The organism is Streptomyces sp. A01 (genome assembly GCF_059026195.1).
Map to the genome: position 1 here is coordinate 220,986 of NZ_JBWLKN010000012.1, position 20,849 is coordinate 241,834.

Sequence of the window (20,849 nt, forward strand, 5' to 3'; positions counted from 1 at the left end):
TCCACGGTCACTCCCGACCCGGCCGACGGGACTCGTTCGGAACACCCGACTGACGCGCCGACGCGTGCGGATCAGTCGCGCTCCAACCAGTCATCCCCCGGCCAGCAGCACAGTTCCGACCAGCCGGACACTGGCGCATCGCGCTCCGAGCAGGCAGCTGAATTGTCTGCGTCATCTGAAGCGTCCGCACCGTCGCGTTCCGTTAGAGGCCGCAAGGCCGATCGCGCCGACCGCCGCCCCTCCGAGAAGGCCGGATACGGGCAGCTGCTGCGCACGCCGGGCGCGTGGACCTTCGTCCTCCCCGGCTTCGCGGCCCGGCAGCCCTTCGCCATGCTCACCATCGGCATCGTTCTGCTCGTCCAGCACACCAACGGCTCCTTCGGCCTCGCCGGAGCCGTATCGGCTACGGCCGGTGTGTCGATGGCACTGTTCGCGCCGCAGAGCGGCAAGCTCGCCGACCGTTTCGGGCAAGGCGCCGTGCTCCTCCCCGGAGTGCTGGTGCACTCCGCGTCCGTCGTGCTGCTGACGGCGCTGGCACTGCTGGACGCGCCGCTGTGGACGCTGTTCGTGGCCGCCGTACCGGCAGGCGCCTCGGTGCCGCAGGTCGGCCCCATGGTGCGCGCACGCTGGGCTGCCATGCTCGGCGGGAACGGCAGCCGTGACGGCAAGAGCCACGGCGGAGGCGGTACGCGGAACTCGCCGCTGCTGACGACAGCGGCGGCCTTCGAGTCGGTGACGGACGAGTTCACCTTCGTGATCGGCCCGGTGCTGGCCACCGCGCTGTGCACCGGCGTACACCCGGCCGCCGGACTGATCGCCGAGGCCACCCTGACGCTGACCGGCGGACTGCTGTTCGCCGCGCAGCGCCATACCCAGCCCGTGCCCAGCCGCAGCCGCAGCCGCAGCCGCACCGGCGAGGGTGCCGCGGCCGGGACCGGCGACGACCGCGCCACCTCGGCGCTGTCCGTGCCGGGCGTACGGGTGCTGGCCGTCGTCTTCCTCGGCATCGGCACCGTCTTCGGTGGCATGCAGGTCTCGCTGACCGCCTTCACGGAGGAGATCGGGCAGCCCGGCATCAATGGCGTCCTCTACGGGATCTTCGCCGCGGGCAACATGCTGGCGGGCGTCGCCTGCGGCGCGATGACGTGGCGCCGCAGCCCGCAGCAGCGGCTGCTGATCGCGTACCCGCTGCTGACGCTGGCGACCTCCGCCCTGTGGGCGGTGAACGCCGTACCGCTGCTGGGCGCGCTGGGCCTGCTGGTCGGCCTGTGCATCGCACCCGCGCTGATCACCGGTTACACGCTCGTGGAGTCGCTGGTCCCGGCGACCGCGCGCACCGAGGCGTTCACCTGGCTGACGGGCGCGGTGGCGCTCGGCCAGGCGGGGGCGGCGACGGCGGCCGGGCAACTGGCGGACCGCTTCGGCGCGAGTGCCGGGTTCGTCGTGCCGCTGGCCGGAACGGGGCTCGCGGTCGTGACCCTGGTCGCGCTGCGCGGCCTGCTGGCGACCCGTTCCGAGGGGCGGATCGTGAGCGGAGCCGCACGTGGGGTCGGTCACCGCGAGCCCGTTGCGGTGGACTGACGCGGCGGAATACTGCACTATGGAGCGTCGTTAGCACTCATTGAGTGAGAGTGCCAGGAGGATCACGTGCCGACCTATCAATACCAGTGCACCGAGTGCGGAGAAGGCCTCGAAGCGGTGCAGAAGTTCACCGATGACGCGCTCACCGTGTGCCCGGGCTGCGACGGACGCCTGCGCAAGGTGTTCTCGGCGGTCGGCGTCGTCTTCAAGGGCTCCGGCTTCTACCGGACCGACAGCCGGAGCGCCTCGTCGAGCAGCACGAGCGGCTCCGCGAAGCCGTCCTCGAAGAACGGCTCTGATTCGAGCTCTGACTCCTCCTCGTCGTCGGGCGCCTCCACGTCGTCGTCCTCGTCCTCCTCGGGCGACAAGGGCTCGTCGTCGGGTTCGTCGAGTGGCAGCACCTCCCCGGCGTCAAGCGGTTCTACGGCCGCTTGATCCCGGCCGGCGCGCTCGCCCCTCGGCCGGGCCCGCGTCTGACTGTGCCTGTCGTCGTTGCGATGCCTGTCGTCCTTGCGATGCTGCGACGACGTGACGACGCACTGGTGCGTCGTCGCCAAGCCTTGATCATCCGAAGTCCCCGTTGCCTCTCTTGTATGAGGTGGCGGGGGCTTCGTCGTACGCGCTCGCGACGCACGGCACCATCGCCGCCTTGCCGCGCGGACATGCGCGCTCTCGCGCATACGGGACTCTCGTGCGTACGGGGTTCTCGTGCGGACGGGGTTCTCGTCCGTACGGGGTTCGGAGGCGCGGTGCCCCTCTGGCGCGGCGTTCTTCCGGCTGCGGCGTTGTTCCGGTGACGGCGTTGTTCCGGTGACGGCGTTGTTCCGGTGACGGCGTTGTTCCGGTGACGGCGCACCTCCCGTTACGGCGCTCCTCCCGTTACGGCGGTGTCGGGCGCCGGGTCACTGAAGGGCGCTGGTTGGGCGCCAATAGGGTGACCGCATGGCTGAGACGCGCAATGCAGCATCATCGGGAACCGCCCCTCAAGCTGACATAGGGGTCATTGGCGGATCGGGGTTCTACTCCTTCCTGGACGACGTGACCGAAGTCACCGTGGACACCCCCTACGGGGCGCCGAGCGATTCCGTGTTCCTCGGCGAGGTAGCCGGACGGCGAGTCGCCTTCCTCCCCCGGCACGGCCGCAAGCACCACTTGCCCCCGCACCGCATCAACTACCGCGCCAACCTGTGGGCCCTGCGCTCCGTCGGCGTGCGGCAGGTGCTCGGCCCGTGCGCGGTCGGCGGGCTGCGGCCTGAATACGGTCCGGGCACACTCCTCGTACCTGACCAGATCGTGGATCGTACGAAGTCGCGCCAGCAGACGTACTTCGACGGCGAGCCGCTGCCTGGCGGCGGGCCCGTGCCGAATGTGGTGCACCTGACCTTCGCCGACCCGTACTGTCCGGTCGGCCGCAAGGCAGCGCTCAAGGCGGCGCGCGGCCGCGACTGGGAGCCGGTGGACGGCGGCACGCTGGTGGTCGTCGAGGGGCCGCGCTTCTCGACCCGCGCGGAGTCGCGCTGGCACGCGGCGCAGGGGTGGTCGGTGGTGGGCATGACCGGCCACCCGGAGGCGGCGCTCGCCCGCGAGCTGGAGCTTTGCTATACGTCATTGACGCTGGTCACCGACCTGGACGCGGGGACGGAGGCGGGTGAAGGCGTCTCGCACCAGGAGGTCATGCGGGTCTTCGGGGAGAACGTGGGACGACTGCGCGAGGTGCTGTTCGACGCCGTGGCCGCGCTTCCGGAGACCGATGCCAGGGGCTGCCAGTGCTCCCAGGTCCACGAGGGCTGGGACCTGGGCATCGAACTGCCGTAGGCGGTCGCCGTAACCGGCCGCCGTAGCCGACCGCACGGAACTGGCGCCTCCGGGTCTCCTGCATGAGAGGCAGGAGACCCGGAGGCGTGTTCCGGGGAACGGGGCCGGGGCGGGGGCGGGGCGGGGACCTGAGACTCGGTGGCCGGGGTTTGGGAAGTGGGGCGGGCACTGGGAGCGGGGCTGAGAGTGCGGGCTGGGGCCGGTTGGCGATACACGGCCGGGTGACGGAGTTATCCACAACCGGGCAGTAATACACAGGCCGGAGCAGGATCTGGCGCTGGCGCGCACCGTGGGGTCTGCAAGTCCAAGAGCCCAGCACGCTCCGCACGTCAGGCGGTGACCGTCATGTCCGCGTACGTTCCCCCAGACCCCCTCCATGTCGCGCCCGGTCCAGCTCGCGACGCACTTGATCCGCCTGCCCAGCCAGGACCTCCCCGGTCGGCTCCGCCGCCGCGCGGGGTCCCGTCGTTCGACCCGGTGCGCGCGGGCGGCAGGAGACAGCACCGACTACGACGGCTGATGCGGAAACGACGGCGAGCCGCAGCTGCCGGATGCGCTGTGGCGGCGGCATTGCTGATCTTCTTCGTCCCGCATGACGACGCCACCGAGGCGGCCAGGACGGGCCCACCGCCCGCGCCAGATCGGCAACCGCCAGACGGCGACGGCCTGGTTTCGGCGCCCGTACGGATCGGTGACGCGGCGGTCGTACGGCTGCTTCGCCGAGGGGACCGCGTAGACGTGTTAGCCGCTTCCGAGAGGGGCTTCTCCGACTACAGCTTCACCAGCGGCGACCTCCGCGACGACGTGGGTGAACGCCCTGGGAAGGCGTCGGAGGAAGATCCCGGGAAGGAATCCGGGCAGGAATCCGGGAAAGGTTCCGGCGAAGGACCCAGCGGTACTCCCGGCGAAGAGACCAACGAGGGAACCGCGGAAGGCACCGCTGAAGGGGCTCAGGTCGGGCGGCGGCCGGGAGACGGTCCGAGCAGCGAAGCGATGAGCCCTGGCATGGGGCGGAACATGGGAGGTGCCCCCCAGCGGGGCGGCGTGCGGACCAGCGCCCCGGGTGACGCGTATGGCGCGCACGTGGTGGCACGCGCCGCCCGAGTGGCCCAGGTGCCGAAGCAAGGCCAGACTGCTGCGCACGACGGGGCTCTGATCGTCTTGTCAGTACCGCGAGAGACCGCGATGAAGCTCGTCAGCGCGGGAGTCACGGCACGGCTGGCGGTGGTCCTGCGATGAACCGCACTGCCGCCATGTCGACCGCCCCGCCAACGCCGTGGCGGGAGGTGACGGATTGGACAGCGCCGCCCTGCCCTGCCGTAGGTTGCGGAATCCGGGAATCCGATCTCAGGAAGAGGCAGTTCGGTGAGCAGCAGCACGGCGAGCGGGGAGAAGCAGAGCGTCCTGGAGGGCTTCAGGGCCTTCCTGATGCGCGGCAACGTCATCGACCTGGCAGTGGCCGTCGTCATCGGAGCCGCGTTTACCAACGTGGTGAACTCGGTGGTGAAGGGCATGATCAACCCGCTCGTCGGCGCGTTCGGCACCAAAGACCTCGACAAGTACAGCTCGTGCCTCAAGGGGCCGTGCAAGACCGACAAGACGGGCACCGTCATCAGCGGTGTCCCGATCATGTGGGGCACGGTGCTGAGCGCGGTTCTCACGTTCCTGATCACCGCGGCGGTCGTCTACTTCCTGATGGTGCTGCCGATGTCGCGCTACCTGGCGCGGAAGGCGGCCAAGGAGAAGAAGGCGGAGGCGGAGCACGCCGAGGCGGAGGCAGTGGAGGTGGCACTGCTGCGCGAGATCCGCGACGCCCTCGTCTCACAGCGCGGTCCGGGCTCGGGCACCGGCACCGACTCCACGCCGACCGAGCGGTAGCGGTAACCGAGCGAGCGAAGGCCGACGCACAGCTCGCAGGAGGACCGCCCACAGCGAAGCCCACAGGGGAACAGCCCAGCGGGAAGCTCGCAGCTGGGGCCGCAGTGGTCAGCGTCGGCTGTGCGGGGGGTGACAGCCGGAGACGGCGAAGCCGCCCCACCGGCCCGGGTCCTCTAGCGGGCGATGAGACGGCTTCATGTCGGTTTACCCGTGGTGCGGCGGCTTCTCGTCGAGGAAGCGGGCCAGATCGGCGGCCGAGTCGCCGCCGCCCGTGTCCGGAGCCCGCTCACCCCACCCTTGGTCCGTATCGTCCGAGGATCGCTGCGCCAGCGGGTCGTCGAAGATCAGCGCAGGAGCCGGATCGCGCGGTTCAGGGGCGGGGGCGGTGCTCATGCCTCCAGGATACGACCGTTCGGCACCAGGTGGCTGGGAAGGACACCCCGCCTGGAACGCCTCAGGGCGTCGCCGACCCCCCGGTCCGGCGACGCCCCGCTGGTGGCCGCCCACCTCACATAGGCGGCCACCCCCACGGCCGTCCCCCAACGGCCGCTCCGGCAAGGAACTACTGGGTAGCGGCAGAGGACGAAAGGCCCTCGTGCCACCAGTGGTCCCGACCCGGAGTCCATGGCACCGGGAGTCCCACCCGGTGCACGACCAGCACTGCGGACACGTCCGGGCAGCCGGTCAGCGCCCGGTCCAGCGCGGCCTTCAGGCCGTACACCCGCCCATCGCGCAGCAGGCCGTCCGCAGTGACCACGACGCGTGCTCCCGACTCCCTGATCCGTTCACGCAGCGCCCCTACGGGCTCGCCGGACGACACCGACAGACGCGTCGCGTCGAGACGGCCACAGGCGAGTGTGACGACGACCGACTCGGGGACCAGAGGCAGCATGACGGCCACCCGGTCGCCAGGCCGCACACCGAGGCGGGTCAGCGTGGCGGAGGCCCGCCTGGCCTGGTCCAGCAGCTCGGTGTGGGTGAACTCCTCCCCCGGTCCCGGCTCGCTGACCCAGCGCAGGACCACCTGGTCACCGGAGCCACCGGACACGGACCCGGAACCGGGAACGGAGGCGGCGGCTGAGGAGGACGTGGAAGCGGCGATGTCAGGTACGGCGAACATGTGACCAATCGTCGCGGCGGGCGATTGACGTCCGATTAACGATCGCTATACGGCCCATCCCGCCCAGGAACGCCGATCTCCCGTGTTCATGCCGTGACCAGGAGCAGGACGACTGTGACCAGGAGGAGGACGAGGGCTTGCTCCCGGCTCGGCCACGCCCAGCACGTCCGGCCGCGCGAGCACATCACGACAAACTTCGCCGGCGTCTGCACTGGTGCCTGTCCGGGCGTGTGCACCGGTGCCTGTCCGCTCCCGGCGCGCGGGACGGTCTCACCTCTGCTGTGCTGAAACAGAAGCCGACGCGCCCTCCCGCGATGGCTGGACCGCTAGTCAAAGGAGTCCTCACGATGAGTGCTTCCGACCTTCCCGACCCCGTACAGCGCGCTCTCGACGCCGTCTCGGGCGGTGACACGGAGTCATTCCTCGCCTCCTTCGCGACCAACGGCTCGGTCATCGACTGGGGTCGAGAATTCCATGGCCGTGAGGCGATACGAGACTGGAGCGACGCCGAGTTCATCGGGCAGCACGTGACCCTCGACGTGAAGCGATCCCGCAAGGCCGGGAACGTGGCGGCCGTGAACACGGAGGTCGGCGGCGACGGTTTCACCGGGCCGACCGATCTCGTCTTCCTCATCAACGGCGACCGGATAACACGGCTGCGCATCACCGGCTGACGAAGGCCGGGACGGCAGCCGGTGAAGAGGCTGGACGGTGATGAGCACCCACCAGCTCTGACCGCGTGCCCGTACCTACCTCAAGCCCGTCGGCCAGGCAGGGTGAAGGGAGGCACGGGCAGCGAGGGCACGGGCGCGCACGGGAGGTGGGGGGCGGGGGGGGGCAGGGGGTGGGTGGGGGAGGGGGAGCCCCCCAGAGGCGTTGGTCAGCAGAAGGCGCGTGATACCCATGGCTCATGGCTGACGTTGACGCTGAGGCGGCACCCGGCGCATCCGGACCGGGCACTGGTCCGCAGGACGCGCTGACGGATGTCCGGGGGCTGCGAGTCGGCCACGCTCACCGGGTCACTGATGGGTGGCTCACGGGCACCACCGTGGTCCTCGCCCCCGAAGGCGGCGCCGTGGCCGCCGTGGATGTGCGGGGCGGCGGGCCCGGCACGCGCGAGACGGATGCACTCGACCCCCGCAACCTCGTCCAACGCGTCGACGCCATCGTGCTGACCGGCGGCAGCGCCTTCGGCTTGGACGCCGCATCCGGGGTGGCCGCCTGGCTGGAGGAGCACGGCCGGGGGTTCCGGGTCGGCCCTGACCCGGCCCAGGTCGTGCCCGTGGTTCCGGCGGCCGCACTGTTCGACCTCGGGCGAGGTGGCGACTGGCGGGCGCGGCCGGACGCCGCGTTCGGACGGGAGGCGGCCGCGTCGGCGGCCCGTACAGAGGCGGGTGCGGCTGTCGAGCGCGGCAGTGTCGGCGCCGGAGCGGGGGCGGTGGCCGGTGGCATGAAGGGAGGCACCGGCACGGCGAGCACGGTGCTGCCCTCTGGAATCACTGTCGCCGCGCTCGCGGTGGTCAACGCGGCGGGTTCGCCCCTCGACCCTGCGACGGGAGTGCTGTACGGCGAACTCTTCGGGCGGCGGCGCGCCCCAGCACACACCGCCCACCGAAACTCCTCCGACAGCGACAGCGACAGCGACAGCAGCGGTGGCGGAGGAGGGGGCGAGAGCGGGCATGAGAGGGATGACGGGGCAGAAGCCGACCTCGGTGGGGGCGGAGATGCGGACGGCCGTCCGCGCTTTCCGACAGCCGAGCGGCATGCGGAGGCTCAGCGTCGGCTGCGCGAGGCGCAGGCCGAGTCAGAGCGGCGCTCCGTCGCGTCGGTGCGCCCACCGCTGAACACCACGCTCGCCGTCGTCGCCACCGACGCGGTTCTCGACCGTGCCCAGGCGCAGAAGCTGGCAGGCACGGCGCACGACGGGCTGGCACGCGCCGTACGGCCCGTACATCTGCTGTCCGACGGAGACACGGTGTTCGCGCTGGCCACCGGCGAACTCCCGCTCGTTCCGGTGATCTCGTCAGACGCCGCAGAAGAGACGGACCCGGTCTTCGGGGTGCATCAGGCGGCGGGGGCGCTGAACGACCTGCTGGCCGCCGGGGCCGATGTCCTGACGCGAGCTGTGGTCGACGCCGTACTGGCGGCCGAAGGCGTGGATGGCCCTGGTGGTGTTTTCCCCGCCCATCGCGACCTGTACTGAGCCGCTGAGCCCGGACATACGCCGCACACCCGTCTGTGCGTGCGTTTGGCCCCAGCCGCACCACCCCGACAGCCCGCACCATCCGTACCACCGACAGCACACCGCATCACCACAATCCCACCAGCACCAGCACCAGCACCAGCACCAGCACCCGACCGCAGTCGCGCGCCGCATCCTGGCCGCACAAAAAAACAGGACCCCGGTGCGGGGGGGATGCACCGGGGCCCTGGCCAAGGGGGTCACTGCGCGTAGCTACGCGCAGGACGAGCGACACCAGACGGATTCCGGGTGTCGGGTGTCAATCAACCGACAAGCGATACAGCACCCAAGCGATACAACACCGCGATCACGGCCAGATCACCCACGAAGCGTCTCGCCATGTGGCGCGTCGCTTACGCCGACGCCGACGCCGACGCCGTCGCTTACGCGGCCGCGTCGAAGCCCGTGTCGCGGGCCATCTTCTTCAGTTCCAGCAAGGCGTGCTTCTCGATCTGCCGGATGCGCTCGCGCGTGAGGCCGTGCTGCTTGCCGACCTCAGTGAGCGTACGCTCCCTGCCGTCCTCGATGCCGTAACGCGCCTTGATGATCGACGCGGTGCGTTCATCCAGCCGGCTGATGAGGTCTTCCAGCCCCTCGCGGCGCAGCATCACCAGCACGGACTGCTCGGGCGACTCAGCGGACGTGTCCTCCAGCAGGTCGCCGAACTGGGTCTCACCCGCGTCGTCCACCGACATGTTCAGGCTCACCGGGTCGCGTGCCCAGTCCAAGACATCGGCTACGCGCTCGGGAGTCGAGCCAAGCTCGGCGGCGACCTCGACGTGCTCCGGCTCGCGGCCGTTCTCACGGTTGAACTCGCGCTGCACCCGTCGGATACGGCCCAGTTCCTCCACGAGGTGGACGGGGAGCCGGATCGTGCGGGACTGGTCGGCTATGGAGCGCGTGATGGCCTGCCGAATCCACCAGGTCGCGTACGTCGAGAACTTGAAGCCCTTGGCGTAGTCGAACTTCTCCACGGCACGCACCAAGCCCGCGTTGCCCTCCTGGATCAGGTCGAGGAGAGGCAGACCGCTGCGCGGGTACCTACGGGCGACCGCGACGACCAGACGCAGGTTGGAGCGGATGAAGACGTCCTTGGCGCGGGCGCTCTCAGCGGCTATCGCCTCCAGCTCGGCGCGGGTCGCGCCTGCCGCTTCGGTGTCTGTGACCTCGCCGTCGAGGATCTTCTGGGCGTACACGCCCGCCTCGATGGTCTGGGACAGCTCAACTTCCTTCGCCGCGTCGAGCAGCGGTGTACGCGCGATCTCGTCGAGGTACATGCCGACCAGGTCGCGGTCGGCGATCTCCCCGCCTACGGCGCGAACACTGCTTGCCCCGCCAGAGCCCTTATCGGTGGCCTGACGACGGGCGACGGCACGGGTTGCCATGCGTGCTCCCTTGCGATGAGTGGGTCGCGGGATAGTGCGGTCAGGGACCTTGCAAGTACCCCATCCGCTGGATACAACGACTGGAATCCGGACAGAATTCCCGCGGCGCGCGTCGTTTTCCTGATCATGCAGTACCCTGTCCCGCCGCAAGGGAGGCCACATGCCAGTGAGTCATCGGGAAGTGCAGGTCAGGCCGGGTGTCGAGGGTGACCTCGCGGACCTTACTGAGATTTACAACCACTATGTCCGCGAGACGACCATCACTTTTGACGTCGAGCCGTTCACTCCTGAACAACGCCGTCCGTGGCTGCGTTCCCACCCTGTAGACGGCGTACACCGCCTTCTGGTTGCTCAGGAGAGTGACGGGGCGGGCCACGAACCGGCCCCGCGCGGCCCGGCAGGGCCCCGCCCGGCAGGCCCCACAAGGCCGCCCGGCCCGGGCAGGCCGGCGGTCCAGGCGGCCGCCGCACGGCACGGCGCACGATCGGCCCGTACGGGGCGGATTCTCGGCTACGCGACCAGCAGCCCCTTCCGGCCGAAGCCCGCGTACAGCACATCCGTCGAGGTCAGCGTCTACTGCGCGCCGCACGCCACCGGGCGCGGCACCGGCACACTCCTCTACAAGGCCCTTTTCGAGGCGCTGGCCGACGAGGCCGCCCGGAATGACTCGGTGCATCGCGCGTACGCCGGGATCGCTTTGCCGAACGCCGCCTCGGAACGGCTGCACACCCACTTCGGCTTCGCGCACATCGGGACGCATCACGAGGTGGGCCGGAAGTTCGGCCGCTACTGGGATGTGGCCTGGTACGAGAAGGCGCTGTGAGCGCCCGGCCGGCAGGCGCCGGGCGGGGAACCGTGACCAGCGGGCCCGCGGGCCGCTGACGAGCCCCGAGCGGACGCGGCGAGCCGCCCCACCGCGCCCCTGACGGGCGCCGCGAGCCGCCTACCGCGCATCAGCGCCCCTCAGCGCGCCCTCAGCCCTGAGCACCAAGCGCTGGCGCTCGCCTTCCCGCCGACGCGTCGCGTCTCAGCCGAACTGCACCGACCGCTTCGCCAGTCCCATCCAGAAGCCGTCGATCACGCTCTGCTGGCTGCCCATGTCCCCTGCCGCGTCCGCCGCGCCCAGCGTCACGAAAAGCGGAGCAAAATGCTCCGTACGCGGGTGGGCCAACCGTCCGGCCGGGGCCTTATGGGTGAAGTCGAGCAGAGCGTCCACATCCTGGGCGTCCAGAGCGCTCCTCCCCCAGTCGTCGAACTCCGCCGACCAGCCGGGCGGGCCCGATCCCGTGTCACGGAGCGCCGCGAGATTGTGGGTGAAGAAGCCGCTCCCGACGATCAGCACGCCCTCGTCCCGCAACGGAGCCAGCTTGCGGCCGATGTCCATGAGCCGCGCCGGGTCGAGGGTCGGCATGGACATCTGGAGGACCGGGATGTCGGCGGCGGGGTACATCTCGACCAGGGGTACGTACGCGCCGTGGTCGAGTCCCCGGTCAGGGATGTCCCGCACCGGCGTTCCGGCGGCGCGCAGTGTCTTCCGTACACGTTCCGCGAGAGCTGGGGCGCCTGGCGCGGCGTACCGCACGCGGTAGTAGTGCTCCGGGAAGCCCCAGAAGTCGTAGACGAGGGGCACGGTCTCGGTGGCGCTCAGGGCGAGCGGGGCCTCTTCCCAGTGTGCGGAGATCATCAAAACGGCCTGCGGGCGCGGCAGTTTGTTGGACCATGCACTGAGTTGGCTGGGCCAGACCGGGTCGTCGGCGAGTGGCGGCGCGCCATGGCTGAGATAGAGGGCAGGCATGCGAGGCATGGCGACTCCACAAGAAAGTACTTGAATGCTCAAGCTAACTCTAACTGTAACCGCCACTTATTTAGTTTTCAATAAGAACCCCGAGTGAAACAGTGGATGCCATGACGACCGGACCACAGGACGAGCCGCGCTGGCTCACCGACGAGGAGCAGCACACCTGGCAGGCGTACATGCAGGCCGCGACCCTCCTTGAGGACTACCTCGATCGCCAGCTCCAGCGCGACGCGGGAATGCCGCACACCTACTACGCCCTCCTCGTGCTGCTTGAACGCGCGCCCAGACGCCAGCTGCGGATGACGGAGCTGGCGCGGAACGCGAAGATCACCCGGTCCCGTCTCTCGCACGCCATCGCCCGGCTGGAGAAGTACGGATGGGTGCGCCGCGAGGACTGCCACTCCGACAAGCGCGGCCAGAACGCGGTTCTCACGGACGAGGGGTACGAGGTGCTGAAGCGATCCGCGCCGGGCCACGTCTCAGCGGTACGCGCGGCCATCTTCGACCGGCTGTCCGCGGAACAGGTCACCCAGCTCGGCGAGATCTGCGGAACGATCGCCCAGGCACTGCAACCGGACTGCGGCGACGCGGACCTTCCCTGGCTGCGCTGAGAGAGCGCGGTCGGCGTCGCGGGCGGAACCGGAAGCACGGAGCGCCGGAGCACGCGAGCAAGGGCAGGAAGCGGGAAGCGGGAAGCAAGAAACAGGCAGGAAGCCGGCGGCGGGCAGCAAGAAACGGGCAGCAAGGAGCAGGAAAGACTCAGGGCCCCCGCTGGCAACGGGGGCCCTGAGTCATGCTTCTGGTTCTGCTTCTGGTTCTGCTTCCGCGCACGCTCCGTGGCACGTCAGCTCATGCGATCCGGCTTCCGTTCCGTTCTTCACTCACTCTCCCTCTCGCCAGGCCGGCCGAACAGCCGGCCTGGCGGTAGCGAGGTGGCTCAGTGCGCCATCACAGGAACCGGAACCTCGTCCTCCGCACCATCACCGGAGGCCGCCGCGGAGTGACCGCTCTGCGGGCCGGTGTTGATGAAGGTGAAGGCGATGCCCGCCGCGACGACGAGGATGACCACGGCCCAGGTGATGGCGGTCGTGTAGCCGTTCACCAGCGCGTCCAGCTTCAGAGCCTGCAGAGACTCCGCTCCGGCCGCGTGGTCCTTGACGTACGCCGTGGTGGCGCTGGCCGCGATGGTGTTCAGCAGCGCCGTACCGATGGCGCCGCCGACCTGCTGCGAGGTGTTGACCATCGCGGAGGCGACACCCGCGTCGCGCGGCTGGACGCCGTGCGTGGCAAGGCTCATGGCGGGCATGAACGCCGTGCCCATGCCGAGGCCGAGCAGCAGCATCGCGGGCAGGATCAGGCCGACGTAGGAGGTGTCCGTGTCGAGCTGGGTGAGCAGCCCCATGCCGAGGGCGGCGGTCAGGAAGCCGGGACCCATGAGCAGGCGGGGCGGAACGCGCGTCATCAGACGAGCGCCGATCTGCGTCGATCCGGTGATCATGGTGGCGATCATCGGGAGGAAGGCCAGACCGGTGGTGACCGGGCTGTAGTCCTTCACGATCTGCAGGTAGTACGTGAGGAAGAGGAACAGGCCGAACATGCCGATCACGGCGAGACCGAGCGACATGTAGACGCCGGCGCGGTTCCGTTCGGTGAGGACACGGAGGGGCAGCAGCGGGTTCTTGACCCGGGCCTCGACCGCGACGAACGCGGCCAGCAGCACGACGGCGGTGATGAACAGGCCGATCGTGGCGCCCGCGGTCCAGCCGTCTTCCTCGGCACGCGTGAAGGCGTACACCAGGGCGACCAGACCGGTGGTGGCCAGGACGACGCCGGGGATGTCGAGCTTCGACGGGTTACGGCTCTCCGAGGGCTCGCGGATCACGAGGATCGCACCGGCCACGGCGACGATGGCGAACGGGATGTTCACGTAGAAGGTCCAGCGCCAGTCCATGTACTCGGTGAGCACGCCACCGAGGATCAGGCCGACGGCGCCGCCACCACCGGCGATGGCACCGAAGACGCCGAACGCCTTCGCCCGCTCCTTGGCGTCGGTGAACATCACCGCGAGCAGCGACAGTGCGGCCGGGGCGAGCAGCGCGCCGAACACACCCTGCAGGGCGCGGGCGCCGAGCAGCATGCCGGTGTTGACCGCCGCACCGCCGATCGCGGACGCGGCCGCGAAACCGAGCAGGCCGATGATGAAGGTCTGCCTGCGTCCCCACAGGTCGGCTAGGCGGCCGCCGAAGAGCAGCAGGCCACCGAAGGCGAGGGCGTAGGCGGTGATGACCCACTGCTTGTTGCCCTCGGAAATGTGGAGGGATTCCTGAGCCGAGGGCAGAGCGATGTTCACGATGGTCGCGTCGAGAACGACCATCAGCTGGGCGAGGGCGATGAATATCAGCGCTTTCCAGCGCCTGGGGTCGACGTGCTGAGCCGTTTCTGGCATGGGTGGGCCTACCTAGCGTGCGGAGAGTGAAAAAATGGGACGTGGCGAGCCGGTTACGCGTGAGGCACCCGCGGCCGCGAAACTGGGGGAGGTGCGGCGGGGCGGCGGTTCAGGTCTCTCAGTTCTGTCGTTCTGTCAGTCCTTGGGGCGCAGGTCCTCCAGAGTCGCGGCGCAGCCGGGAAGTTCGGAGCGGGCGGGGGTCCCGAGGCCGTCCATGAACAACTGGAGGTGCCGGTGCACGAACCGTTCGAAGTTCATGCAGCCTGCTCCAGGTTCCGTTCCGTGGGCGCCCCAGCCGGGCAGCGGTCGTGTGAGTTGAGTGACTGCGACCATCAGGTCACCGGCGTCGATGTCGGTGCGGAGCTGGCCGGTCTCGCGCGCGGCGTTCATCAGCGACTCGATGCAGCGGTCGAGACGGTCACGTGCGGCGAGCAAGTCAGGGTGTTCCTTGTCAGCGGTATGGGAAATCAGCGGACACAGCGCGCCGATCCGCTCGTCGGCCGCCGCGTGGACGAAGCGCCGCAGCGCCTGGAAAGCATCCGGCTCCTCGGTCTGAGCGGACTCCGCCTGCTCGGCGATGCGGTCCATGACGGAGAGCGTGACGTGGTGGATCAGCTCACGGCGGTCCGCGAAGTGCCGGTAGAGCGTGGCATTTCCGACCCCAGCCCGTCGAGCGATTTCATCGAGGGGGACCTCCGCCCCGTACTCGACGAGTACTTCCCGCGCCGCCGCGATGATCCGCTCCCGATTGCGCAGCGCGTCAGCGCGCAGTCGCGGCTGCGAATGCCTCACGTGGCTGGTGGTGGTCACGACCGCTCTCCTTCCCGGTTCCGGGCTGGCCCGCGTCGTTCCGGGGACCGAGTCCCCGTTTGGCCAGTCACCGGTTAAACGGGGACCCCCTCCCCGGATATTTCCTGTAACGCCTGTGACCCGCAGCACAGTGGTTTAGGTGGCGTGAGGCAGGGATTGAGGGGCCAGCGAAGAGGGGTGCCAGGGGTATGAACAGGGACGTATCGCCGAGAACGGATGGCGAATGGCGGATGGCGGATGGCGGGCTGCGAAGAAACCGCCTGTGCCGGACCGGTCCGCACGCCAGAGGGAGCGAGTCCGCGTAACCTCCTCCCCCACGGCGCGAGGGAACCGGGCGCAACCGGGCACACACACGGAGCACGGGTACGCGCACAGGCACGCGCACAGGCACGCGCACAGGGGCGAGTTCGCCCGCGGCATGAGTCGCGACGCCGGGCCGAGGTGACGTAAACCAGTCCCCGCCGGGATGGCACTCGACCGGCCCACAGGTTTCGCGCGTACGGGCGCACACCGCGCGCGGTCGTCACCGTATCGCCGGAAGGTGAGGGCACAGCGCAGCCCACGCACCCCGCCGTGGCTGCCCTGGCCACGGAGGCGACCGGCATGCGGAATCACCGGCCCAGCGAAAACGGCCCGGGGGCGAACGGCCCCGAAGAGAACGTCCCCCGCACGGACAGCCCGAACATCCCCCGCACGGAAAGCCCGCAGACGCACAACCCGCATCCTCGCGCCAAGCGCGGCGCCCGCACCCGGACCCCCGCGTCCCCGAGCGCCTCTACGGACGAGCCCGGCCACATACGCACGGGCGCGGGCGCGGAGACGGACGTAGGTACCGGCGCGGAGACGGACGTAGGTACCGGCGCGAAGACGGATACGAGCAGGGAAACGGACACGGGCAGGCGAACGGACCCCGATACCGGCCCCAGCACCCGCCGCAGCACGGACACCAGCCCTGACACGGAGACGGCAACAGACGAGGAAGCAGGCGCGGGAACGCCCGTCCCCCTATCCACTGCCATCCCCATATCCACCCCCGTCTCTCCATCCCCACCCCCATCCCCATCCCCATCCACCGGCGGCGATACGACTGAGTCCGCCCCCGCCGCACCCGCCCCCGCCACCGGCTCCGGCCCCGCCGCACCGGCCTCGGCCACCAAGTCCACTCCCGGGCACATACGCACCGACACCAACCGCCGGCGGCGCATCGCCCTCATCACGGCGGCCGCGTTCGCCGCCGCACTGCCGGCGGCTTCCTCCCTCGTCTCCGCCCTGTCCTCCACTTCCGGGGCGAGCCCTCCCGCCCATCCGCCGCTGCCTCCCGCAGCCGACGTGTCCCCGCGCAACCCGGTCTCGCCGGGGGTGACTGATCCGCACGCGCCAGGAACGGGAACGGAAAAGGACGCCGACTCGGACGCGCGAGCGGACGACGGGACGGACGGCGGGACGGACGGCGAAGACCGGGCCGCGAGAGAGGCCACGTCGGAGCGCGACGCCGGGCCCGGCACGAAGCGCGGGGCGGAGGCGGGGACACGGGGGCGGGCCGGGGACGCCGCGAAGGCCGCCGGGTTGCCCTGCGCCATTCCTCCAGGGCATGGCACGCAGATGTCGGAGGGCATCCCTACGAAGGGGGCGTTCAGCCGCAGTACCGGCAAGGTACGCGCTCTCACCCTCATGATCGACTTTCCGGGCACCTCTGGTGAGGGCACGGCTCTGCAGCGGTTCAAGGAGTTCTTCCCCCAGACGACGCGCTGGTTCGCGCGTAGCTCGTACGGGCGGCTCGACTACCGCCCCACGGCCCCTGTTCGCCACTGGCTGCGCATGCCGAGCTCGTTCAGCTCGTACGGCATCGAGCGCGGCAGCCCCTACGAGCCGGGGTACAGGAAGCTGCTGAAGGACGTCGTGTCGGTCGCGGACTCACGGGTGAACTTCAGCAAGTACGACCTGGTCAACGTGCTGGTGACACCCAACGCGGGGCCGCCCGCCGCACAGACGGTCCTGTCGGTGACGTTCGCGAACAACGAGGAGGCGCTACGTGCCGACGGAGTGCGGCTGTCCAACGTCTCGTTCGTCTACAGCAGACAGGACGACGGCTCCGGCATGTTGAGCGAGACCGGCTACCGCGTACTGCCGCACGAGAACAACCACGCCTTCGGGCTCCCTGATCTCTACACCCAGTCCGGTGCGGACCGCGCGGGGCACTGGGACCTGATGTCGGAGGACTGGGGAGCCAGCAACGACGTGCTGGCCTGGCACAAGTGGAAGCTGGGCTGGCTGGGCGCGCGGCAGATCGACTGCGCCGCCGACAACGCCAAGGCAACCCGCCAGCCTGGCACGTCCACCCACAAACTCAGCCCGCTCGCCCGCTCCGGGGGCACCAAGCTGGCCTTCCTGCCGGTGACGGACGGTGGTGGCTACGCCGTCGAAGCCCGTACGAACGAGGGCAACGACGCCGCCGTGTGCAAGCCGGGCGCCCTGATCTACTGGGTGGACACCAGCAAGGACTCGGGCCAGGGGCCGGTAACGGTGGTGGACAGCACCCCGGCGAACGGCGAAGGCAACGCGCCGTCCACGGTCGGCGCCCGCGGCTGCACCCGCAAGCCGAACGTGCACGCCGAGCTGAGCGATGCGACGTTCGCCCCCGGGCAGTCGTTCACGACCACCCGGAACGGCGTGCGCGTCACCATCGCCGTCACCGGTCGCGACGGGCACGGTGACTACGACGTGAAGATCACTCGTCGCACCAGTGGCGGCGGCCGAGACTGATGATCCGCAGCTGCTTGCGCGCGGTCTCGGCGATCCGCCGCTCGGCCTCCGCCGCTTCCCATTCGGCTGCGACGCGCTCGCTCGCGGCGGCCAGTCCCTGACCGTCGCCCTGCGCACCCCCGCTTTCCGCACCGTCACCGGTTTCCGTACGGTCAGGAGCCGCCTCAAGGAACGCGGCGGCGGTCATCACCATGTGGTCGACGTACAGCTCGGCGAGCATCCGGATGTCCTCCGCGCTCCAGCCGTCGGCCTGCAACTGCACACCGAACGCGGCCGCGACCTCGTCGGCGAAGCGGCCCAGCTCAGCGGCGATGGCTTCCCGGACCGGCCGTACGCCCCCGTGGCGTTCGCGGGCGATGAAACGGACATGGGCGGGGTGGTTACGGACGTGCCGCGCGACGGCCTCGACCGTGCCACCGATCCGCTCCTCGTCGTCGTGCTGCTCGGCGAGTATGGCCCGGATCATCACGTGCAGGCTGCCCAGGGACTCCTCCACCAGCGCGACTCCGAGATCGGCCATGTCGCGAAAGTGCCGGTAGAAGGCGGCAGGCGCCACGCCGACCAGACGCGTGACCTCCCGAAGCCCCAGGCTGCTCAGACTCTGCTCCTCCAGCAGCCGCAGCCCCGCGTCCAGGAGCGCTTTCCGGGTTTTCTGCTTCTGGGCCTGCCTGACCCCGACGGTGTGACTCATATCATTCAGTAAACAACTGTTCTCCCACTTTGGCCAGCGTAGACTGAACTCAGTGAACAGTTGTCACTCCAACTGTTCACCCAAACTGCATCGGAGCCGTGTTCGCGGGTACACCGAAAACCGTGACCGCGGATCTGGACCACAGATCACCCACCTTGATCGCGACCAGATTCACGAACAGGACACAGACCGCCCGGCTGACGAAACAAGACACACATCACCGGTTCGCAGACAAGGCCCGCCACCGGATTCACGGACCAGCGCAACCGCATGACCGGGCTGGCGAACCAGACCCACGGACGTAGATCACGAACATGGATCGAACGGGCCGAAACCTCAGCACCTGACGCACCAAGAACCGACCGCACAAAAGCCCGATCGCACAACGTGATCGCGGACCCGATCATCCACCCGCAACCGATCCGCCGAGAAAGGTCAGACATGCTCCTCCTCGTCGCACTCTTCCTCTTGATGAGCGTCGTGGTCGGCGCGGCAGCGCACACCTCGCTGCCTGTCTTCCTCGCCGCGGCGGCCGTCATCGGCGGCTGGCTCATCATCTTCTTCATCCGTGAGCACCTGGCGCGCACCAAGCAGCACACGACACACCACTGAGGCGCGCCGCCGACACACCCATCCGTCCGCGTTCCCACCAGGAACCACCGACCTGAACCACCCCACCAGCGAAGGGAGTTCCCCCGTGAGCGCCGTAACCCGGGACCGTACGACAGCCGACACGGCCCCCGAGACACACACCAACCCGGCCCAGCACTCCACCACCACCGAACAGCCCACCCGCACGCCGAAGCCCGCCATCAAGGCCGCTACGGACACAGCCAACCCGACCCGCACCCAAAACACCGCTAATACCACAGGAACCACAAAAGCCACGGACCGCGCGAACACCACTGACACCACGGGGCCGGCAGGCTCGGCGGGTTCGGCGGGAACCTCAGGTCCGACCGACACCCCGCGCACGAAGCGGAAGCCGCGCGACCGCGTCCGCGACGCCGACGGCATGGCTGTCGCCGCCTTCGTCCTGGGCCTGATGGGCCTGCTGGTCTTCAACGTGGTCTTCGGCCCGTGCGCGATCGTTCTGGCCGCCCTGGCCCTGATCCGAGGCACCCAACGCCGCGGCCGCGCCCTGCTCGGACTCACACTCGGCGTAGCCGACCTGGTCGTACTGATCTCCCTGATCACCGCAAACGACACGGTCACCTGGCAATTCGGCGGCTGACCCCAGTCTCATCACCGCAGCCATCTCCAGCGCGACCGAGCGCGGGCCTCTAACGGGCCCAGAAGCGATGACCGCCAGAGCCCCCACCCCGAGCCCAGCGCCCCCACCACCCGGCACCCGCACTGCCGCTCCGGCCCTTGACCCAGCCCCGGCTCGCCTCTCCCCTGGCACCGGGCCACCCACAGCTCCACCACCCGCCTCACCCGTCCTGCCCCGGACCGGCGTCCGCTACGCTGTGCACGGGTCACTTCCCGCCTCCGTAGCTCAGGGGATAGAGCACCGCTCTCCTAAAGCGGGTGTCGCAGGTTCGAATCCTGCCGGGGGCACCATGCCTGACCAGGCATAACAAGGTAAGAAGCCCCCTCGGAGATCGCTCCGAGGGGGCTTTTTCGTGGCCCGGGGGACAGGCGGGGGACAAAGCGCGGTCAGGCTGCGTCCGGGGCCCCGCTCCGGGGGACGGAGGACACCAGGCGCAGCTGCCCCCTGCGGGAGGGCTGGCTGACCTGCGGCTCCTCCGGGGTCTGATGCTCCCCCTCTTGTTCCTGCTTCTCCGGGATCTGCTGCCGCTCGCCCTCGTCTCCTGGGGCAGGAGCAGCCGCTGCGACGGGGGTTGCATCTGTCTCGGTGGCTGGTGGCTCTGCGTCGGTGGGCTTTTCGATGCCGTTGCGGCGCGGCACGAGGTCGAGGGGGGCGTTGGCTGAGGCCTGCTCGAACTGGGGCATCAGGCTCGTGTAGGTGTCGGCGGTGAGCTGGTAGCTGCTGTGGCCGAGCAGGGCCTGGATGGCCTTCATGGAGAGGCTGGCGGCGAGGCTGAGGGATGCGGCGCAGTGGCGCAGGTCGTGGAGGCGGATCGGGGGTAGGCCGAGTCGTGTGATGAAGCGGTCCAAGGCCTGGGAGACGTTCTTGGGGTGGTGAGGTCGGCCGTCGGGCTGGGTGAAGACCTTGCCGGAGTCGGTATACGGGTGGTCGTAAGCCTTCAGGGCCTGGCGTTGTTCTGCCGTGTCCCTTTAGGGGTCCTTGCAGAACGATCTCGTTGTGGCACGGTTGGGATGGAAGTGATTCCGTGCTTTGTGAGGTGTGGCCATG

General features: G+C 69.5%; 19 protein-coding genes and 1 tRNA gene. 12 read left to right on the forward strand and 8 right to left on the reverse strand.

Annotation, left to right across the window (positions count from 1 at the left end; all coding sequences use genetic code 11):
* Positions 1-264: 264 nt before the first annotated feature.
* The 4 genes from AC5P1B_RS18700 (at position 265) to mscL (ending at position 5,274) form a co-directional block, all read left to right on the forward strand.
* Positions 265-1,581: an MFS transporter gene (locus AC5P1B_RS18700; protein WP_493888441.1), complete on the forward strand. Its 1,317-nt coding sequence runs from the start codon at positions 265-267 to the stop codon at positions 1,579-1,581.
* Between the two features lie 66 nt (positions 1,582-1,647).
* A complete protein-coding gene (locus AC5P1B_RS18705; protein WP_493888411.1) occupies positions 1,648-2,016 on the forward strand; it encodes an FmdB family zinc ribbon protein in 369 nt (122 codons plus the stop codon).
* A gap of 507 nt (positions 2,017-2,523) precedes the next feature.
* Positions 2,524-3,396, forward strand: coding sequence for an S-methyl-5'-thioadenosine phosphorylase (locus AC5P1B_RS18710; protein WP_493888412.1), 873 nt, complete (start codon positions 2,524-2,526; stop codon positions 3,394-3,396).
* 1,365 nt (positions 3,397-4,761) lie between these two features.
* Positions 4,762-5,274 (forward strand): large conductance mechanosensitive channel protein MscL, encoded by a 513-nt coding sequence (mscL, locus tag AC5P1B_RS18715; RefSeq protein WP_493888413.1) that lies wholly within the window; start codon positions 4,762-4,764, stop codon positions 5,272-5,274.
* A 204-nt stretch (positions 5,275-5,478) separates the two neighbouring features.
* Here the strand turns inward: mscL and AC5P1B_RS18720 are convergent, their stop codons facing one another.
* Complete coding sequence (locus tag AC5P1B_RS18720) at positions 5,479-5,667, reverse strand: hypothetical protein (RefSeq protein ID WP_493888414.1); 189 nt, start codon at positions 5,665-5,667, stop codon at positions 5,479-5,481.
* A gap of 169 nt (positions 5,668-5,836) precedes the next feature.
* A complete protein-coding gene (locus AC5P1B_RS18725) occupies positions 5,837-6,394 on the reverse strand; it encodes an AMP-binding protein (protein WP_493888415.1) in 558 nt (185 codons plus the stop codon).
* Positions 6,395-6,741: 347 nt separating this feature from the next.
* Between AC5P1B_RS18725 and AC5P1B_RS18730 the strand changes: the two genes are divergently transcribed.
* On the forward strand, positions 6,742-7,068 hold the full coding sequence (locus AC5P1B_RS18730) for a nuclear transport factor 2 family protein (RefSeq protein ID WP_493888416.1): 327 nt from the start codon (positions 6,742-6,744) through the stop codon (positions 7,066-7,068).
* A 236-nt stretch (positions 7,069-7,304) separates the two neighbouring features.
* Entirely contained in the window at positions 7,305-8,597 is a 1,293-nt protein-coding gene (locus AC5P1B_RS18735) for a P1 family peptidase (protein ID WP_493888417.1), read from the forward strand.
* A gap of 422 nt (positions 8,598-9,019) precedes the next feature.
* On the opposite strand, the gene AC5P1B_RS18740 is transcribed toward AC5P1B_RS18735, so the two are convergent.
* Positions 9,020-10,021 (reverse strand): sigma-70 family RNA polymerase sigma factor, encoded by a 1,002-nt coding sequence (locus AC5P1B_RS18740; protein WP_493888418.1) that lies wholly within the window; start codon positions 10,019-10,021, stop codon positions 9,020-9,022.
* 160 nt (positions 10,022-10,181) lie between these two features.
* Between AC5P1B_RS18740 and AC5P1B_RS18745 the strand changes: the two genes are divergently transcribed.
* Positions 10,182-10,844: a GNAT family N-acetyltransferase gene (locus tag AC5P1B_RS18745; RefSeq protein WP_493888419.1), complete on the forward strand. Its 663-nt coding sequence runs from the start codon at positions 10,182-10,184 to the stop codon at positions 10,842-10,844.
* A gap of 204 nt (positions 10,845-11,048) precedes the next feature.
* Here AC5P1B_RS18745 and AC5P1B_RS18750 read toward each other — a convergent pair whose 3' ends face one another.
* Positions 11,049-11,825: a dioxygenase family protein gene (locus AC5P1B_RS18750; protein ID WP_493888420.1), complete on the reverse strand. Its 777-nt coding sequence runs from the start codon at positions 11,823-11,825 to the stop codon at positions 11,049-11,051.
* 92 nt (positions 11,826-11,917) lie between these two features.
* Between AC5P1B_RS18750 and AC5P1B_RS18755 the strand changes: the two genes are divergently transcribed.
* Positions 11,918-12,430, forward strand: a complete 513-nt coding sequence (locus tag AC5P1B_RS18755) for a MarR family winged helix-turn-helix transcriptional regulator (RefSeq protein ID WP_493888421.1) — start codon at positions 11,918-11,920, stop codon at positions 12,428-12,430.
* Positions 12,431-12,756: 326 nt separating this feature from the next.
* On the opposite strand, the gene AC5P1B_RS18760 is transcribed toward AC5P1B_RS18755, so the two are convergent.
* Positions 12,757-14,265 carry an MFS transporter gene (locus tag AC5P1B_RS18760; RefSeq protein ID WP_493888422.1) on the reverse strand — a complete coding sequence of 503 codons (1,509 nt, stop codon included), beginning with the start codon at positions 14,263-14,265 and terminating at the stop codon, positions 12,757-12,759.
* A gap of 135 nt (positions 14,266-14,400) precedes the next feature.
* Positions 14,401-15,075 (reverse strand): TetR/AcrR family transcriptional regulator, encoded by a 675-nt coding sequence (locus tag AC5P1B_RS18765; RefSeq protein ID WP_493888423.1) that lies wholly within the window; start codon positions 15,073-15,075, stop codon positions 14,401-14,403.
* A gap of 1,239 nt (positions 15,076-16,314) precedes the next feature.
* Here AC5P1B_RS18765 and AC5P1B_RS18770 point away from each other — a divergent pair.
* Positions 16,315-17,838 carry a M6 family metalloprotease domain-containing protein gene (locus AC5P1B_RS18770; RefSeq protein WP_493888442.1) on the forward strand — a complete coding sequence of 508 codons (1,524 nt, stop codon included), beginning with the start codon at positions 16,315-16,317 and terminating at the stop codon, positions 17,836-17,838.
* Here AC5P1B_RS18770 and AC5P1B_RS18775 read toward each other — a convergent pair.
* A complete protein-coding gene (locus AC5P1B_RS18775) occupies positions 17,804-18,529 on the reverse strand; it encodes a TetR family transcriptional regulator (RefSeq protein WP_493888424.1) in 726 nt (241 codons plus the stop codon). The genes AC5P1B_RS18770 and AC5P1B_RS18775 overlap by 35 nt on opposite strands.
* Before the next feature lie 441 nt (positions 18,530-18,970).
* Here AC5P1B_RS18775 and AC5P1B_RS18780 point away from each other — a divergent pair, with 441 nt between their 5' ends.
* The 3 genes from AC5P1B_RS18780 (at position 18,971) to AC5P1B_RS18790 (ending at position 20,092) form a co-directional block, all read left to right on the forward strand.
* Entirely contained in the window at positions 18,971-19,141 is a 171-nt protein-coding gene (locus AC5P1B_RS18780) for a hypothetical protein (protein WP_493888425.1), read from the forward strand.
* Positions 19,142-19,340: 199 nt separating this feature from the next.
* Positions 19,341-19,763 (forward strand): hypothetical protein, encoded by a 423-nt coding sequence (locus tag AC5P1B_RS18785; RefSeq protein WP_493888443.1) that lies wholly within the window; start codon positions 19,341-19,343, stop codon positions 19,761-19,763.
* A gap of 253 nt (positions 19,764-20,016) precedes the next feature.
* Positions 20,017-20,092 (forward strand) — tRNA-Arg (locus AC5P1B_RS18790).
* Between the two features lie 96 nt (positions 20,093-20,188).
* On the opposite strand, the gene AC5P1B_RS18795 is transcribed toward AC5P1B_RS18790, so the two are convergent.
* Positions 20,189-20,743 (reverse strand): tyrosine-type recombinase/integrase, encoded by a 555-nt coding sequence (locus AC5P1B_RS18795; protein WP_493888444.1) that lies wholly within the window; start codon positions 20,741-20,743, stop codon positions 20,189-20,191.
* Positions 20,744-20,849 lie beyond the last annotated feature (106 nt).

Bases quoted from the DNA above. Each gene is read 5' to 3' on its own strand.
- AC5P1B_RS18710 (WP_493888412.1), top strand. From the start codon at position 2,524: ATGGCTGAGACGCGCAATGCAGCATCATCGGGAACCGCCCCTCAAGCT.
- AC5P1B_RS18720 (WP_493888414.1), bottom strand. From the start codon at position 5,667: ATGAGCACCGCCCCCGCCCCTGAACCGCGCGATCCGGCTCCTGCGCTG.
- AC5P1B_RS18725 (WP_493888415.1), bottom strand. From the start codon at position 6,394: ATGTTCGCCGTACCTGACATCGCCGCTTCCACGTCCTCCTCAGCCGCC.
- AC5P1B_RS18730 (WP_493888416.1), top strand. From the start codon at position 6,742: ATGAGTGCTTCCGACCTTCCCGACCCCGTACAGCGCGCTCTCGACGCC.
- AC5P1B_RS18735 (WP_493888417.1), top strand. From the start codon at position 7,305: ATGGCTGACGTTGACGCTGAGGCGGCACCCGGCGCATCCGGACCGGGC.
- AC5P1B_RS18740 (WP_493888418.1), bottom strand. From the start codon at position 10,021: ATGGCAACCCGTGCCGTCGCCCGTCGTCAGGCCACCGATAAGGGCTCT.
- AC5P1B_RS18745 (WP_493888419.1), top strand. From the start codon at position 10,182: ATGCCAGTGAGTCATCGGGAAGTGCAGGTCAGGCCGGGTGTCGAGGGT.
- AC5P1B_RS18750 (WP_493888420.1), bottom strand. From the start codon at position 11,825: ATGCCTCGCATGCCTGCCCTCTATCTCAGCCATGGCGCGCCGCCACTC.
- AC5P1B_RS18760 (WP_493888422.1), bottom strand. From the start codon at position 14,265: ATGCCAGAAACGGCTCAGCACGTCGACCCCAGGCGCTGGAAAGCGCTG.
- AC5P1B_RS18775 (WP_493888424.1), bottom strand. From the start codon at position 18,529: ATGAGTCACACCGTCGGGGTCAGGCAGGCCCAGAAGCAGAAAACCCGG.
- AC5P1B_RS18780 (WP_493888425.1), top strand. From the start codon at position 18,971: ATGCTCCTCCTCGTCGCACTCTTCCTCTTGATGAGCGTCGTGGTCGGC.